9 protein-coding genes are annotated in these 15,350 nt (G+C 32.5%); 4 read left to right on the top strand and 5 right to left on the bottom strand.

The window, feature by feature from the left end; genetic code table 11:
* Window positions 1-6,322, bottom strand: a 6,322-nt coding sequence (locus K324_RS0108715) for an autotransporter-associated N-terminal domain-containing protein (protein ID WP_026748815.1), incomplete at its 3' end; no start/stop codon positions are given.
* 724 nt (window positions 6,323-7,046) lie between these two features.
* Between K324_RS0108715 and K324_RS0108710 the strand changes: the two genes are divergently transcribed.
* The 3 genes from K324_RS0108710 to K324_RS0108700 all read left to right on the top strand — a co-directional run bounded on the left by K324_RS0108710 (window position 7,047) and on the right by K324_RS0108700 (window position 10,633).
* Window positions 7,047-9,035 carry an elongation factor G gene (locus K324_RS0108710; RefSeq protein ID WP_026748814.1) on the top strand — a complete coding sequence of 663 codons (1,989 nt, stop codon included), beginning with the start codon at window positions 7,047-7,049 and terminating at the stop codon, window positions 9,033-9,035.
* Between the two features lie 272 nt (window positions 9,036-9,307).
* A complete protein-coding gene (gene cobU / locus K324_RS0108705) occupies window positions 9,308-9,898 on the top strand; it encodes a bifunctional adenosylcobinamide kinase/adenosylcobinamide-phosphate guanylyltransferase (RefSeq protein WP_026748813.1) in 591 nt (196 codons plus the stop codon).
* Between the two features lie 153 nt (window positions 9,899-10,051).
* Complete coding sequence (locus K324_RS0108700; protein WP_026748812.1) at window positions 10,052-10,633, top strand: 5-formyltetrahydrofolate cyclo-ligase; 582 nt, start codon at window positions 10,052-10,054, stop codon at window positions 10,631-10,633.
* Window positions 10,634-10,677: 44 nt separating this feature from the next.
* Here the strand turns inward: K324_RS0108700 and K324_RS16045 are convergent, their stop codons facing one another.
* The 4 genes from K324_RS16045 to K324_RS0108680 all read right to left on the bottom strand — a co-directional run bounded on the left by K324_RS16045 (window position 10,678) and on the right by K324_RS0108680 (window position 14,812).
* A complete protein-coding gene (locus K324_RS16045; RefSeq protein ID WP_169720576.1) occupies window positions 10,678-10,839 on the bottom strand; it encodes a hypothetical protein in 162 nt (53 codons plus the stop codon).
* Window positions 10,840-11,177: 338 nt separating this feature from the next.
* Window positions 11,178-12,161: a DNA polymerase III subunit delta gene (gene holA / locus K324_RS0108690; RefSeq protein WP_026748811.1), complete on the bottom strand. Its 984-nt coding sequence runs from the start codon at window positions 12,159-12,161 to the stop codon at window positions 11,178-11,180.
* Between the two features lie 104 nt (window positions 12,162-12,265).
* Window positions 12,266-13,885 (bottom strand): PTS transporter subunit EIIC, encoded by a 1,620-nt coding sequence (locus K324_RS0108685; RefSeq protein WP_026748810.1) that lies wholly within the window; start codon window positions 13,883-13,885, stop codon window positions 12,266-12,268.
* Window positions 13,886-14,116: 231 nt separating this feature from the next.
* Window positions 14,117-14,812, bottom strand: coding sequence for an N-acetylmannosamine-6-phosphate 2-epimerase (locus tag K324_RS0108680; protein WP_026748809.1), 696 nt, complete (start codon window positions 14,810-14,812; stop codon window positions 14,117-14,119).
* 279 nt (window positions 14,813-15,091) lie between these two features.
* On the opposite strand from K324_RS0108680, the gene K324_RS15570 reads away from it, so the two are divergent.
* The coding region (locus tag K324_RS15570; protein ID WP_211231554.1) for a transposase zinc-binding domain-containing protein at window positions 15,092-15,350 on the top strand (259 nt) is incomplete at its 3' end.

The raw sequence follows: 15,350 nt of genomic DNA, 5'->3' as shown, positions 1-15,350 counted from the left end.
CTACAAATACATCTCCGCCGATTGTCCATTGTAATGCCCCGTTGTAATCCTTCTTCGGTGACATTGTCTTGAACACTCCTGCTTTAAGTATTGTCTGATTTTCTTTTGATTTTCCGATGTCCTTGAACTTGAATCTGTTTGTTACAGCTCCTGCATACCATCCGCTTGAGTTACCCATCTTGATTTTTTCATCCTCATGAACGTAAGCCACACCGTAGGCATTGCTTGTGTAGTTAATGATTCCTGCAGTATCAGTGTTGTATTCATCTCTCATACCGAACACTTTAATCTTGTTGTTTTGTTTAGATGGATTTCTCCAGTCGTGTTTTAAGTATCTGAACTCTTTATCAAGCAAGTTTCCAGTTGCGTTGATTCTTTGTTGAAGGTTTCCATATTGGTGTCCCATCATTTCGTCTGTTGCCTGATAGAACAGGATTTCTTCGTTATTTCCTATTCCATTTATCTTGTCAAACAATTGTTTTTCCCTGCTTCCTAAACCTTTGACTCCGTATCTTTGTTCCAGCCCATCCAGGAAATTGTATGTATCTGTACTATTTACAGGCGTATTTTTTCTTCCTGCCCATTTAGTATATGGAATTTTTGCCAGGTAGGCGTTCTGTATTGTTCCGTCTGTCTGATTTTGTGCCACACTTGCCATCCATGTCAGTGATCCTGAATAGATGTTCCATTTTTCAATTTGTGGATTGTTCAAAATCATCTTGTTATATGGTGACAGTATTTCCTGACTTATTTTTATGTATTTTCCTGTTGTATTCTGGGCAGCTTCAGTACCTATTATCAAGTCTGCATTTCTTAGTGTGCTCAACTTACTTAACCCGACTATCGGTGTCGTAAACCGTCTGCTTGAAGTATCCACATACATTCCGATTGTTGAAACGTCCATCGGCTTGTATTCCTGTTTTGTTGTCGTAGCCAGTTCAGGTGTCACAGGCACTCCGTTTACTGTTATTGTTGCTACTGATGAACCTGCCGGTGCATGTATTTTGACTCCTCCCATATCTTTGGCTATTTCCTGTCCTTCTGTCGGAACTTGTGAATCTCTGGCTCCACTTCCTGTTATTCTTAAAGTTCCATAGTTTTTAATTACCCCTACGTTCTTACCTACGGAATTTCCCTTGGCAAGTAGTCCTACAGCCTCCGTGGCATCAATTTCAATTGTTCCGTTATTTTCTATTGTCGAACCATTCTTAACTACCATTCCCACAACTTTTTTCAAGCCTGTTCCATTTGACTTGATTATTCCATTGTTTACTCCATATGCTCCATTATCAAGATACATTCCTGTTGTATTGCTTGCGTTAAGGTTGATTGTTCCGTCATTTGTAACTCTTGTCCCTCTTTCTGTTCCGTACATTCCTATGCTATATTCACCATTTACATTTATTGTTCCCTTATTTACTATGTTTCCTGTATAGGCAGGTGTTGCTACATCCCCAAAATATCCTGCTGCCATCCCTATTGCATATTTATTGTCCTTTGGATCGGCATTTCCAACACTTGAAGCTCCCACTGTTATTGTTACACCTTTATTATTTACTGCACTTCCTCCATTTGTACTGTAAATTCCTATATTTCCTATTCCTGAACCATAATTAATATCAGCGTTGTTTGCTACTGTTCCTGCTGAATAAAGTCCATAGTTCAATGAACCACTTGAAGTCAATGGCGTGTTATTTATCACTGTTCCCGATGTGTCTCTCGAAAATACGAAAACTGTGCTATCTCCTACGGATTGTGAAGTCATATTACTTGTTATTGTGTTTCCAGTCCCTTCATTGATAAATCCGTATGAGCCATTACCTATTGTAAGTTTAGAGCCTGCATCCGCTGTTACCTTATTTCCAGTTCCTTTTGTGTATACACCAATTGCCTCATTTTCTCCCAATGTAATCACAGAACTGTTTGTCAATGTAACATCTCCGCCTGTACTAAGTATTCCCTTTCCTTTATTTCCAATTGTCAAGGTTCCGCTATTTATCACATTTGCACCTTCGGAATAGATTCCATAGGCTTTTCCACTTTTATCTATTATTGTTCCTGTATTTGTCAAGGTTCCACCCGTCGTATAAAGTCCAACGATACCTTTGTCGCTGCTGTTATTTACAATGTTTATGTTAGTTGCACTTGTTGCCGTATTATCATAAAAAATTCCTGCCCCAGAAGCATTTGATGCACCGGTGTATTTTATTTCAAAAGTCTTTCCGTTAGGATTTATGCTGGAACCGTTTGAAACAGAGATTCCTACACCTTTGTCCTTTATTTCCACTCCTGTATTCGATGTAAAGTTTACAACACTTTTTGTCCCGCTTGCATAAACTCCAATCCCGTTAGTCCCCACTGCAATATCAGCGCTTCCAGTTCCTCCCAAATTAATTATGTTTCCTGCCCCTTCGGACACTATTCCAACACCACTATCTCCTGTCATTGTTATCTTACCGTTATTTGTAATGACTCCATTTGAAGTGGATACGCTCGATTTTCCTCCCGCCTGATTTGTCTTTCCATACATTCCAATCGAACCATTTCCTGCAACTGTTATCTTACCATTATTAGTTACTTCCAAAACTTTATCAGCCACTGCCAATGTCCCTTTTGAAATTTTGTCATCCGTTCCATAAGTTTTTAATTTTGAAGCTGAAGCAAATGCCGCCATTCCCACTCCACTTGAAGTGACATTTATTGTACTATTGTTTGTAAGGCTGCTTCCATTTATTCCATATGCTCCAATTCCCTTATCTACGCTGATAGTCCCCTTATTATTAACATACCCAAAACTTGTAGACAATGCCGTTGTCTTTGAAGGTGTACCCCCTGTTATATTAACTGTTCCATTGTTTGTATACCCTGTAGTTGTGTTATCCACAACATCGTCATGGGAAGCCATTGATAAACCTTTTCCAGTCGCAGAACTTACTGTTACACCATTTGCTATAGTGAACTTTTCATTTGAAAGCCCTAATTTTGTGTTAAACTCATCTGCTGTATCATCCAGGTTCTGATTATTATTAAGATTAAATTTACCGTCTATGTAATATATCTTGTAGTCATGTTTATTTGTGTTCAATGCGGCAAGCTGCATATCATTTTTTATATTATTTGAACCTGTTGTCCCTCCTGTCCAGTTAGTCGTATCCCCTTTGTAAGTACGCAATACCACGTTATCTCCGGTAAGGTTTACAGTTACATTCTGCATTCCATGATATTTAGCCGTTGCAACCTTTGTATTCCCTTCGTAGTCAGCAGCTGTAGTCCCCGGCATTAATATACCGTCTGACATATTTATTGTTGTAGCTCCCTTGAAGTTTATTGCAGACGCATTAGTATCTGCATAAAATGGTGTAGATTTTGAATGATCCACAGTAACTGTTCCACTTGCCACCACATCACTTGACGTAGCTTTATTTTCATGATAAATAGTTCCACCGCTGAAATTAACTTTTCCTCCATTTATTGCAGCCAATGCTCCATTTTCACCAGTTTGAATCTTATTACCTGTTCCATTATCAATATTTACAACAGAACCATTTCCCGAAGCAAATCCAGCCATACCGCTTACTTTAATTTTTCCATTCTTTATATTTACAGTTCCACCTTTTGTCGCACTTTTCAATGCTTCTGTGTCCAGTGTTGCCAGCCCTGCAATATTTTCAAATTTATTAGATTTAGAATTTGCGTCTACCGCTGTAACATCACCATAAATATTAACAGTTCCTTCGTTTCTTGCAAACCCTACTACCGATTGATAGTTTACTGCCGTTGTAGTTATAGCTTTCGTTGAAGTTCCGGCATTTACAATACCTTTATTATCTCCCATATAGGCGATTCCTTTTTTTGAAGCAAGTATAACTGGTGCAAATATATTAACTTCTGATGATTTACCTTGTAATTGTTCATTATTACTGTCTTTAATATCTGCTGCTGTTAATACTGCCTTTGATCCAAGTTGGTGAGTAGCTTGGTCCCAAGTTCCTTCAGAATATGCAATAGTTGTTCCAGTAGAAGCGTCATCTCCATCCATTGTAATACCATCTTTTGTAGCTAAAACTGTGCCAATACCATCAGTAATGTATTCAGAACGTTTACCATAAGTACGTGTAGTTATGTCTTCAGCTACATTCATAACCGTTCCTCTTTTAGATATGAACATAAATCCATTTTTTGAATTTTTTCCAAATTGTATATTAACTTTTCCCACATCAAGTGCATGAATTTTATCATTATCAAGTTTGTCAATATTACCATAGGAACCGCTTGGAACTCCTAAATCTCTAGTTGGAACTATTCCATCCCTTTGTCCTGATTGAGAAAATATACCTACTCCTCCTTCCACCCATTGATTACTATAACCTGTAGTAGAACCATCAGTACGAGTAGTTAAATTCCCAACAGAAGTTTGTGTTGCTCCTCCTAATCCATCTCCAATTTTTGCACTAAAATCAATCTCTCCTTGATATATCCCTATATATGATGCTCTTCTCCTAAATCCTGCATTTTGTTCAATATCTCTATGTGTTATTTCCCAAGATTTAGGATCTACTCCACCCATTAAATCACCAAAGAATAACCCTACATTTTCATCTCCATATAAATTTACTTCTCCTTGAGTACCAAGATTAATATACGACTGCATCACATTACTGTTAGCACCATTTTTATCTATAAATTCCGGTCTTGCTGTACGTCCTCCTTGAAATGGTGTTTTAGACCAGTTTGGTACATAGCTTATACCTGAGTAAACTATATTAGAAGCTCCATAAGAATTTATTTTACCTGTATTTTCTATATGTCTTGCACCTGAAATACCAGTTGTTAAATAAGCGTTATTTCCTGCTCCATATAAATTAATATCAGTTTTTCCTTTAAGTGCTCCCATATAATGATATTGTGACAAATGTCCTATTATTGTTCCAAAAGCTGAAGGCATAATATAATAAACTGAATTTTGATCATTATACACGTCTACTTTTGTATTTTCCATTTGCACAACTCCATTACGCCATGTTTCTGAAGTAAGGAATCCCGCTCTTCCATATAGAAATGCATTTGTATTTTTTACATTTACATCTAATAAAGTATGAATTCCTATAGTTCCTTGAACAGAACCTGTGGCATGATCAGCTCCTCCATCTTCACCTCTACCAACATCAGTTCCATCATTTGTTCCGCCTGAGGTTTGTTGATCACTTAATGTACCATTATAATGCCCTCTAACATGCACATTCAAACCGTCTAAAGTTAAAGGATTACCATATTGACTATCACTTCCTCCATTCCCTGCTCTATACAAAATATTAGTTGTACGTCCTACTTGCACTGTTCGTGCTACTCCATAATTTACAGTAATAGTTGCTGAATCCGTTGGTGTATTACCATTCATGTATCCTGTTTTGTTTGCATAAGCTGGATTAGTTGGATTGTTTAGCCATGAACCACCTTCAATTCCTGCATATATTGTTTTATTTTTTGTATTATTTTCATCAAATGTACCTCCTAAAGCTGGCACAGATTGATGGTTCCCATCAAAGAAAAAACCTGTAAATGGACTTGCATTTGGCTTAACAATTGTTACTTCCTTTGTAGGTGTTTCTGGTTTTGGCACCGTTACTGCCGGCGGTTCTGTTCCATTTACTGTCAGTGCTTGTAATCGTGGTGCTCTTATTCCCAAATCTGGAATATCTATTTTTACTGTTTTTGGCCTAATTGATGCTTCCACATTTATTTCCACAATTGGCTCCTGAGCCGGATTATTACTTGCGATTCCATAGGATGAAGCCAATCCACTTCTTGCATTTGAAGAAGCTAGATGTCTACCTGAACCTAAAGCTAATTTCCCATAATTTTTACTTAAAGGTGAAGTATATCTTTCAAAAGAATTTAAACTTCTTTGGAACATTCCTTCATATGGATATTTTTCCTGTTTATCCCCACGTCCTTTATAAGTACCATTCCAATTGTTGTTAAAATAATTTAGACCATATTGCCAGCTACTCCACGGTGCTTTTACAACATGATCTCCTTGTTCCATTAATTGAATAAGTTCAAGATTTGTATTTTTTAACAATTTATCATTTTCTCTTCTTGTTTCCTTAACTTTTTGATGCATATTTTTTATTGATGTAGAAATTTCCTGCTTTTGATTTTCTATGCTTCTATTTGTTACTTCCGAGAACAAATTACTTGTGACTGATACCATTCCAGTCATCAGGAATTTTATCACCAAGCTGTCTGTATAATGTACCTCCTTACATCGCTTTGCAAATGCACGTAAATCCCGTTTTACATTTTGCAGATTATTTGTCATTTTAACACATCTCCTTTTCTAAAATCTTTGTAATTATTTTTCTGTCAGATCATATTTAATTAAAAAAATTATTCTATTATAATTTAAGTTTGTTAGTAAAATAACATAATTTGAAATTTCAAGTAAATTAATTATAAAAAATTAAAACATATTTTCTTTCAAAATTAAATTTTATAAAATATAAAAATTATGTTGTAATTTTTGTTTTCAATTCAGATTTAAAAATAGCTCTATTACATATTTTGTCTTATTATAAATCAAATTAACAAAATCTTTTAAGAAACATAGTTACATTACATTTTACCAGATTAATCAAAATTGTCAATTATTTTTTTAACCAAATGTTCTATGTATGCCTAAACTACCAGTAAAATTGTTTTAAAAGTATACTAAAAAATATAACGATTTTATTCAAATCTAATACTAAATTCCATTTGAATAACGAATTTATTACAAATTTTTCCATCAAAAGATAAAAAACTACTATTTTCAAATAATTAAAATCTCGGAAATTTATAATAGCTATTTTTTCTTTATTTAGTTTTAATAAACCTTTTAATATTTCGTTATATTCAAACTTAAATTTATTTTTTGTTTGTTTAAATATATTTTATCCAATTAAAGAAAAATAATAAAATTAACTTGATTTTTTCGTATTTCAAGTTAAAATTTAATATAAGGTAAATTTTGTTAATTAAGAAAATAGATATAGGGAGGAAACATTATGAGAATATATGACAACAGTAACATTAGAAATGTCGGGATTTTAGGACATAGTGGTTCAGGAAAGAGTAATATGGTGGAGGGGCTGGAATTTACAGCTGGACTTACCAATCGTATTTCAACCAATGAAAATGATACAAAAATTACTAATTCCTTGAGTTTACATGCAATTGAATATCAGGCTGCAAAATTTAATTTTGTGGATATTCCGGGATACGGGGATTTTTTTGGTGAAGTTGAATCTGGGCTTGCAGCAGTTGACGGAGCGGTTATTATTGTTGATGGAACTACTGATCTTACAGTCGGTACAGAAACAGCTCTGGAATTGACAGATAGCAGAAATATTCCACGATTTATTTTTGTAAATAAAATTGACAATGAAAAAGCTGATTATGAAAAAATCCTTTCACAGTTGAGAGAAAAATATGGTAAAAGAATCGCACCGTTTCATGTACCTTGGGGACGTGGAGATGAATTTCGTGGACATATTAATGTAGTTGATATGTTTGCAAGGGAATTTGATAAAAGTAAAAATGAATGTGCAACTGTGGAAATGCCCTCTGATATGGATGATGAAATAAATCCGATTAGAGAAATGCTTTTGGAAGCGGTAGCTGAAACTGATGAAGAGTTAATGAATAAATATTTTAACGGTGAAGAATTTACAACAGCTGAAATTCACCATGGACTTAGACAGGGAGTGCTTGACTGCTCTGTAATCCCGGTTATTTGTGGTTCAACTTTGAAAAATATTGGGCTTCACACAACTTTTGACATGGTAAAAGACTTCTTGCCGTCACCTGATGACAATGAAAAGATTGAGCCTGAAAAAAATATATTTGTATGCCAAATTTTTAAAACTACGATTGATTCTTTTTTAGGAAAAGTTTCTTATGCAAAAGTTTATTCTGGTGAAGTTAAGCAAGATAGCGAAGTTTTTAATATAAATAGAAAATCAAAAGAAAGAATTGGAAAAATTTACACATTCGTTATGAATAAAATGGAAGAAGTTCAAAAGGGAATCGCTGGAGATATTGTTGTATTTTCAAAATTTAACAGTACAAAAACTTCTGATACATTGTCAACTGATGAAAAAGAAACTGCCTTAAAGGAAATAACTTTTCCAAAACCACAATTATTCGTAGCAATAGAGCCTTTAAACAAAAATGATGATGAAAAAATGTCTTCTGGACTTAATCGTCTAATGGAAGAAGATCCATCTTTCACTTGGCATAGAAACCTTGAAACAGGGCAGACAGTGCTAGGAGTACAAGGAGAACTCCATTCTGCAACAGTTATCGAAAAATTGAAATCCAAATTTGGAATAACAATAAAAACTATCGAGTTAAAAGTACCATACCGTGAAACAATCAAGGGAACTTCCGACGTTCAAGGAAAACATAAAAAACAATCAGGTGGACACGGACAATACGGAGATGTGTTAATTAAATTCTCTCACATAGACGACGACTTTATTTTTGAAGAAACAATCACAGGTGGAAGTGTACCAAAATCATACATTCCAGCGGTAGAAAAAGGATTAAGGGAATCACTCAAAGAAGGAGTTTTAGCAGGTTACCCAGTAACTAACATAAAAGCCGTTTTATACGACGGTTCATATCACGATGTGGATTCCTCAGAACTAGCCTTCAAAATCGCAGCAAACTTGGCTTTCAGAAAAGGAATGTTGGAAGCAAAACCAATTTTACTTGAGCCAATTATGGAACTTACAATTATCATTCCAGAAGAATACATTGGAGATGTAATGGGAGATATTAACAAAAAACGTGGTAGAGTAATCGGAATGGAAGCCCACAAAGGCACAAAACAAAAAATTGTAGCCGAAGCCCCAATGTCAGAAACATTCAAATACGCCAATGAATTGAAAGCCATCACGCAAGGACGTGGATATTTTGAAATGAAACTCATAAGATACGAAGAATTAATGGGAGATTTGGCACAAAAAGTAATTGACAGCAGAAAAAAATAAAACTTAACTAAAATATTTTTTAATAATTTGAGAAAAGAGAGAAATTTAATGCTATATTTTTCTCTTTTTTCACTTTGATAAAGTAAAGCATTTAAGGGAAAATTAAAAATTTTGAAAAATCAAAAAAATATGATAAAATAAACTTGTAGTAAAAGTGGTAAAAATTACATATCCAGTAAAATAAGGATTGAAACAAAAAATTAAAAACAACAACTTTTATATAAGGTTGTTTTTTTGTTTGTAGAAAATTATAAATAAAAAAGGAGCAAAAAATGGCGTTAATTTTTGTTACTGGTGGTGCGAAAAGTGGAAAAAGTAAATTTTCGGAAGAACTGATTTTGAAATTGAATAATGGGAAGCAGGAGAATGTGTATTTGGCAACATCGCTTGTGTTTGATGAGGAAATGAAGGAAAAGGTTAGGTTACATAAGGAAAGACGGCAAAATAACTGGATTACAGTGGAAACTTACAAAAATTTTGAAAATAATTTAAATAAATATTTTCTTAAAGTAGAAAATGAAATTAAGAATAATATGCTTGTAGACTGCCTTACAAATATGATTACTAATATAATTTTTGAAGAAAAAGATGTTGATTGGAATAATTTTGACAAAAAATCATATGTTCAAATCGTGGAAAAGTTGAATAAAAATGTGGAAAACTCAGTGAATGAATTGTTAAATGTGGCAAATCAATTTGAAAATATCGTAATTGTATCAAATGAGCTTGGAATGGGACTTGTACCAAATTATCCGCTGGGGCGGTATTTTCGTGAAATTGCGGGAAAAATGAATCAGGTTGTGGCAGACAGAGCTGATGAAGTGTATTTTGTTGTGTCTGGAATTCCAATGAAAATTAAGTAATTTATTAAAACTATTTATTTATAAGTAATTAAAAAAATTGAATTTATCTATCAAGAACAAAAACAAAGAAGAATGATAGAAAATTATAACTATAAAAATATTATAATTATTAGGGACAGATAACAGAATTATTTTTTTAAGGAGAGTTTTAATATGAAAAATCGAAAAACGGATTTACAGACAGAAAAAGATAAAATTAGAAAAGAGATTTTGAAAAAAAGGAATAATTTATCCTATGAAGAAGTTGAGAAAAAAAGCAGTCTGATTATTAAAAATTTGGAAAAATTTATAAAAAATGCTGAAAATGTAATGATTTTTATGGATATGAAAAATGAAGTAAGAATTACAAAATTAATGGAACTTTATCCTGAGAAAAATTTTTTTATTTCTAAAATTACAGATAGCAAAAATCGGGAAATGAAAATTAATAAATACAATGAAAATGAACTTATTTTACACAAATTTGGGTATTACGAATCATCTTCCAATGATTTTTATGATGAAAAAATTTTAGATATTGTAATTGTTCCAGCAATTGCTTTTGATTTTGGGAAAAATAGGATTGGATTTGGTGGGGGATATTATGATACGTTTTTGAAAAAAGTTCGAGAAAAAAATAAAAAAGTTTTATTTATTGGTGTGTGCTATAATTTTCAGATTATCAAGAACGTTCCAATAGAAGAGCACGATATAGTTTTGGATCTTGTTGTAAATGAAAATCAGATTATTAGATAGGACTGTTAGGAAACATAAAACTATTTACCTTATTTTTCAAGTGTTTATCCTGCGTTATTTTTTACCTTTTCCACATTATCTTTTTTATTTAAATTTTTGTCACTTTCCTTGTTTTCCTCTTGTTTTACTCCCCACGCTTCAGGTTCTGGAACACAAATTGGACGCCCTTCTGGAAGCATATTCCATATTTTTTTTAATATTCCCATTACAAATACACCTCTTTTATATTTATTTTTAAACTTTGCTCGAGCTTCTTCAATATAGAACATGAACTATTCTCACTTAAAGAAGCAGGAGCTTCTTGCTAATATTTGTTAAATATTTAAATTTGAATAGATTAATTATAATCTGGGTTTTCAAATTTAAATTGATTTTTTATAATTGACGAAGCAAAAGTTTTAGAGCCAAGTATAAATCTATTAGTTCAAAAATTTTTGAAAAAATATGATTTCACCTAAAATTTCTTTTTTTAGAAAATTTTACTGTTCAGTTTTCATAAAAATATCCCCCCATTTTTTTACTTTGTAACATATAATTTCTCGAATTATTTTCTCCTAAAAAATGAACAAATTTCCATTATTAATGTTTCAACTCCAGTTTCCATCTCAATTTTCCCTGTTTTTATATCCTTTTCGATTTCCCAGCATCTAAAAACTAATTTTTTTAAATTGACGTTTGTATAGTTTTGCTCCAATTCAAATTTTTTGAAAATTGCATAAGAATTTGGAATTCTGTTATTGGATTTGAAAATTTCCTTTATTTCTTCAAATTCCATTTTAAAAGTGTTGTAATTTTTGCTGAATTTTCTCCCTTTCATTTTTAATGAACTTATTTTGTACATTGTTTCAAGCTCATTGTAAAGGGAATACAAAATTCCCATATATTCCTTTTTTTGCTCCAAATATCTCATTACATCCGTTGGATTGTTTATTAATATGTTTCGTGTCATTTCATAAATTTGATAATCTTTTTCAATAGACACGATATTTTTAATTTTTTCAATATCAAACTTTTTTCCATCCAGAAAAATCTTAATTTTTGCAACTTCATTTCTGACTTTGAATGGATTGTTCCCTATCATTTCTAGAAGCATTGCCACATCTCTTGCATTTATATTCAGTTCATTTACAACATAATCCCGAATTTCCTCTTCCGTTTCCTTCTGAAATAAAAAAACTTCCATTTGCTTATTTTTACTAAGTTCATCCAGTAACTTTTTTAATTTTACTCCAAATTTACCGTCTTCCCTGTCATAATCAATAATAATTTCCTTATTCACAATTTCAAGGTTTGCTATGTATTTCAAAATTTCCTCAATATTTTTGAGCTTTTCCGCTCTTTTTAGTACAACCAGTTCCTGATTTGAAAATATTGAATTAATATTTATTTTCTCCAAAAATTTTTCATTTTCCTTTAAATCCACATCAAAAAAACTTTCACTAATTCCAACATTTTCCTTCCGAATTTTCTCCAAAAGTTCAAAATACTTAAATTCCCTCTGCTTTTTTCCTCCAATAAAATAAATCATTTATTTCCTCACGTCTATAATTATTTCTTATTCTTGAGAAAATTATATCAGATTTTCTGTATAATTTGAACTTTAAAACCGAAAATAAATAAAATTTGTAAAAATTATATTCTATATTTTTCTCTTATCTGGTTTTTGTATGTTTCAGCCTGAGTTCCATATACTATCTGAATTCCTTTTCCAGAACGAATTACACCTTTTGCCTGCAATTCTTTCCATCTTGCATCATCAGCAACTATAGAAGCATCTTTTACAGTAACTCTAAGTCTTGTAATGCAGGCATCTATATTTTCGATATTTTCTGCTCCTCCTAATGAAACCACTATATCATCTATGAGTTCTGTATTTCCTTTAGCTTCGTTATAGTCTTTTCTTGTATAAAGTTTATTTTCAGAATCTCCTCTACCTGGTGTAAGAATATTGAATTTCAGAATTAATGTTTTGAATACAAAATAATACACAAGTGCGTATACAGGCCCTAATATTAGTATCCAAAAGTATGAAGTCTTCGCATTTCCTTGTAAAAGTCCAAAGAAAGTAAAATCTATAATTCCTCTTGAGAATGTAATTCCTACTGCTACATTAAGCACATACATCAGCATATATGCTAGTCCTTCAAGCAATGCGTGAATTACATATAGTGCAGGTGCTACAAATAAGAAAGTAAACTCTATCGGTTCAGTTATTCCTGTAAGGAATGATGTCAATGCAGCTGACAATAATATTCCTTTTATAGCCGCCTTATTTTTATCATCTGCAGTTCTGTACATTGCAAGTGCTGCCGCAGGTAATCCAAACATCATAGGTAAAAATCCGCCTGTCATTGTTTTTGTAGCTGTCGCACTAAAATGTTTCACTGTTGGATCTGCAAGCTGTGCAAAGAATATATTTTGTCCTCCTGCTACCATCTGTCCCGCTACTTCCTGATAACCTCCAAGCTGAGTATACCAGAACAGAGGATATATAGCATGGTGTAATCCAAATACATTTAACAATCTCATTGTAAATCCATAAAAGAATGTTCCTATCGCTCCCGTTGCCGCAAACATTTCTCCAGCTTTTACAATTCCCATAAAGATTGTAGGCCAAATAAACGGAAATATTGCCGCCAAAGGAATAAATAAAATAATCGTCATAACTGGCACAAATCTGTTTCCGCTGAAAAATGCCAAATAATCAGGTAATTTTTTATCTGAAAATTTGTTTGTAATTGCCGAAGCCACAATACCACACACGATACCACCAAACACACCTGTCTGTAATGTAAATATTCCAAGTTCTTTCGCATATAATGCTGCTGTCCCCCTTGCCGCAGCTTCACTCAAACCTTTTCCAACAAGAGCATCATAAGTTACTGAATCAGCAGTTATACCTTGAAAACTCAAAATTGTCCCTATTATAGTGTGAAATAGCAAAAATCCCAAAACAGCTGATAATGCTGCAGTTTCTTTATTTCTATTTGCAAGCCCTATAGCCACACCAACTGCAAACAGTAAAGGCAAATTTGCAAAAACAAATAATCCCACATTAGAAAACAGCTGCATAAGGTAATTTAACGGAGTCCCTGGTTCAAGAAAAGTTAAATTATACGTTTTTATAAGGACGGGATTTGTAAAAGAACCTCCCACTCCTAAAAGTATCCCCGCCATTGGCAAAACTGCGATAGGCAACATAAAAGCCCTACCTATTTTCTGTAATACTGCAAAAATTCCATTATTTTTCATAACATACACCATATTGAAACCATTTAAAATATCAATTCTCCTGCTCCTTTCCTATGTTCTAAAACAATTTCAATACTTTCCTTTCTATAATAATATTTATTTTAATTACTAATTTTTTGTATGATTTTAAAGGTTTAATATCAATTTTATATTTTTGGATATACAAAGTTTCTATTAAACATTATTTAGAATATTTTTTATTTTGTTATAAATTAAAAGATTAAACAATTTTTATTTCTCCATTTCCTTAACAAATCTCTGAGCAATCTCAAGAGGCCTTGTTATAGCACCTCCTACAACTACTGCAAAAGCTCCTAATTCCAACATTTTTCTTGCCTGCTTTGGTTCATGTATCTTTCCTTCGGCTATTACTGGAATATGAAGCGTTTTAGCAAGATTTTCTACTAATTCAAAGTCAGGACCTTCTGATTTTTTACTGTAGGGAGTATATCCACTAAGTGTTGTTCCTACAAAATCTATACCCACTTTCTCAGCATTCACTCCTTCTTCAAATGTTGAAATATCTGCCATTAATAGCACATCAGGATATTTTTCCTTAATTTTTTTTATAAATTCATTTATTGTTTTTGCTTCAGGACGTTCTCTCATTGTACAGTCCAATGCAATTATATCAGCTTTAGCTTTTACTAAATCATCTATTTCCTTCATCGTTACAGTTATATGCTGAGGAAATCCTTCGTATTGCTTTTTGATTAGCCCTATAACAGGTAAATCTAAGTTTTTTTTAATTTCTTCAATATCTCTTACTCCATTAGTTCTTATCCCAGCTGCTCCAGCCTGTACCGCCGCATTAGCCATAAGATGCATTATAGTCCCATTTTCTATATAAAGAGGCTCTCCCGGTAATGCCTGACATGAAACAATCAGTTTACCTTTTAATTTTTTTAACAATTCTTCTTTACTCATAATTACACCTTCTTTTATCCTTCAATTAATGTTTCTTATATTCCTATGTTACCTCGTTTTTTCAATTTGTCAATAGAAAAATGTTTTAATTTTTTATTATAAAAAAAATTTTATTTTAATCTTTTTCAAATTATAGTCAATCTACTTAAAAATTGAAATAAAAATAACAGATTAGCTATTTTTACATCTTAATTCTACAATAATTTTATTGCATTTCTATTAAAAATTGTTAAAAAAAGCCGAATAGAAATTCGGCTGATTTTTTTGTATAATATATTTATGATAAACATTACACAAAATAAACTGAAATATATTTTCAGTAACAACAATATTTTACTAGATTCCTTAAAATTTTGCAAGAAAAATAATATTGGCGACAGTCACCTTGAACATATTAAACTTTCCATTGATAAATTTCTTGCCTGCAGGGATATTTCAAAAGGTTTTGTCAAGTTCAAATGTCCTCACTGTCCCGTTACACACCTGTTCCCTATTACTTGTAAGTCTAAGCTCTGTCCTTCTTGTGGTTACAAGTACT

The sequence above is a fragment of the Leptotrichia trevisanii DSM 22070 genome, assembly GCF_000482505.1.
In the GTDB taxonomy this organism is placed as follows: Bacteria; Fusobacteriota; Fusobacteriia; order Fusobacteriales; family Leptotrichiaceae; genus Leptotrichia; species Leptotrichia trevisanii.
The sequence above is the reverse complement of the archived record's forward strand: the minus strand, read 5'-3'. Positions and strand labels throughout refer to the sequence as shown.

Excerpts from the sequence above, each read along its gene's own strand:
- K324_RS0108710 (WP_026748814.1), top strand. The coding sequence starts at position 7,047 with ATGAGAATATATGACAACAGTAACATTAGAAATGTCGGGATTTTAGGA.
- cobU (WP_026748813.1), top strand. The coding sequence starts at position 9,308 with ATGGCGTTAATTTTTGTTACTGGTGGTGCGAAAAGTGGAAAAAGTAAA.
- K324_RS0108700 (WP_026748812.1), top strand. The coding sequence starts at position 10,052 with ATGAAAAATCGAAAAACGGATTTACAGACAGAAAAAGATAAAATTAGA.
- K324_RS16045 (WP_169720576.1), bottom strand. The coding sequence starts at position 10,839 with ATGGGAATATTAAAAAAAATATGGAATATGCTTCCAGAAGGGCGTCCA.
- holA (WP_026748811.1), bottom strand. The coding sequence starts at position 12,161 with ATGATTTATTTTATTGGAGGAAAAAAGCAGAGGGAATTTAAGTATTTT.
- K324_RS0108685 (WP_026748810.1), bottom strand. The coding sequence starts at position 13,885 with ATGAAAAATAATGGAATTTTTGCAGTATTACAGAAAATAGGTAGGGCT.
- K324_RS0108680 (WP_026748809.1), bottom strand. The coding sequence starts at position 14,812 with ATGAGTAAAGAAGAATTGTTAAAAAAATTAAAAGGTAAACTGATTGTT.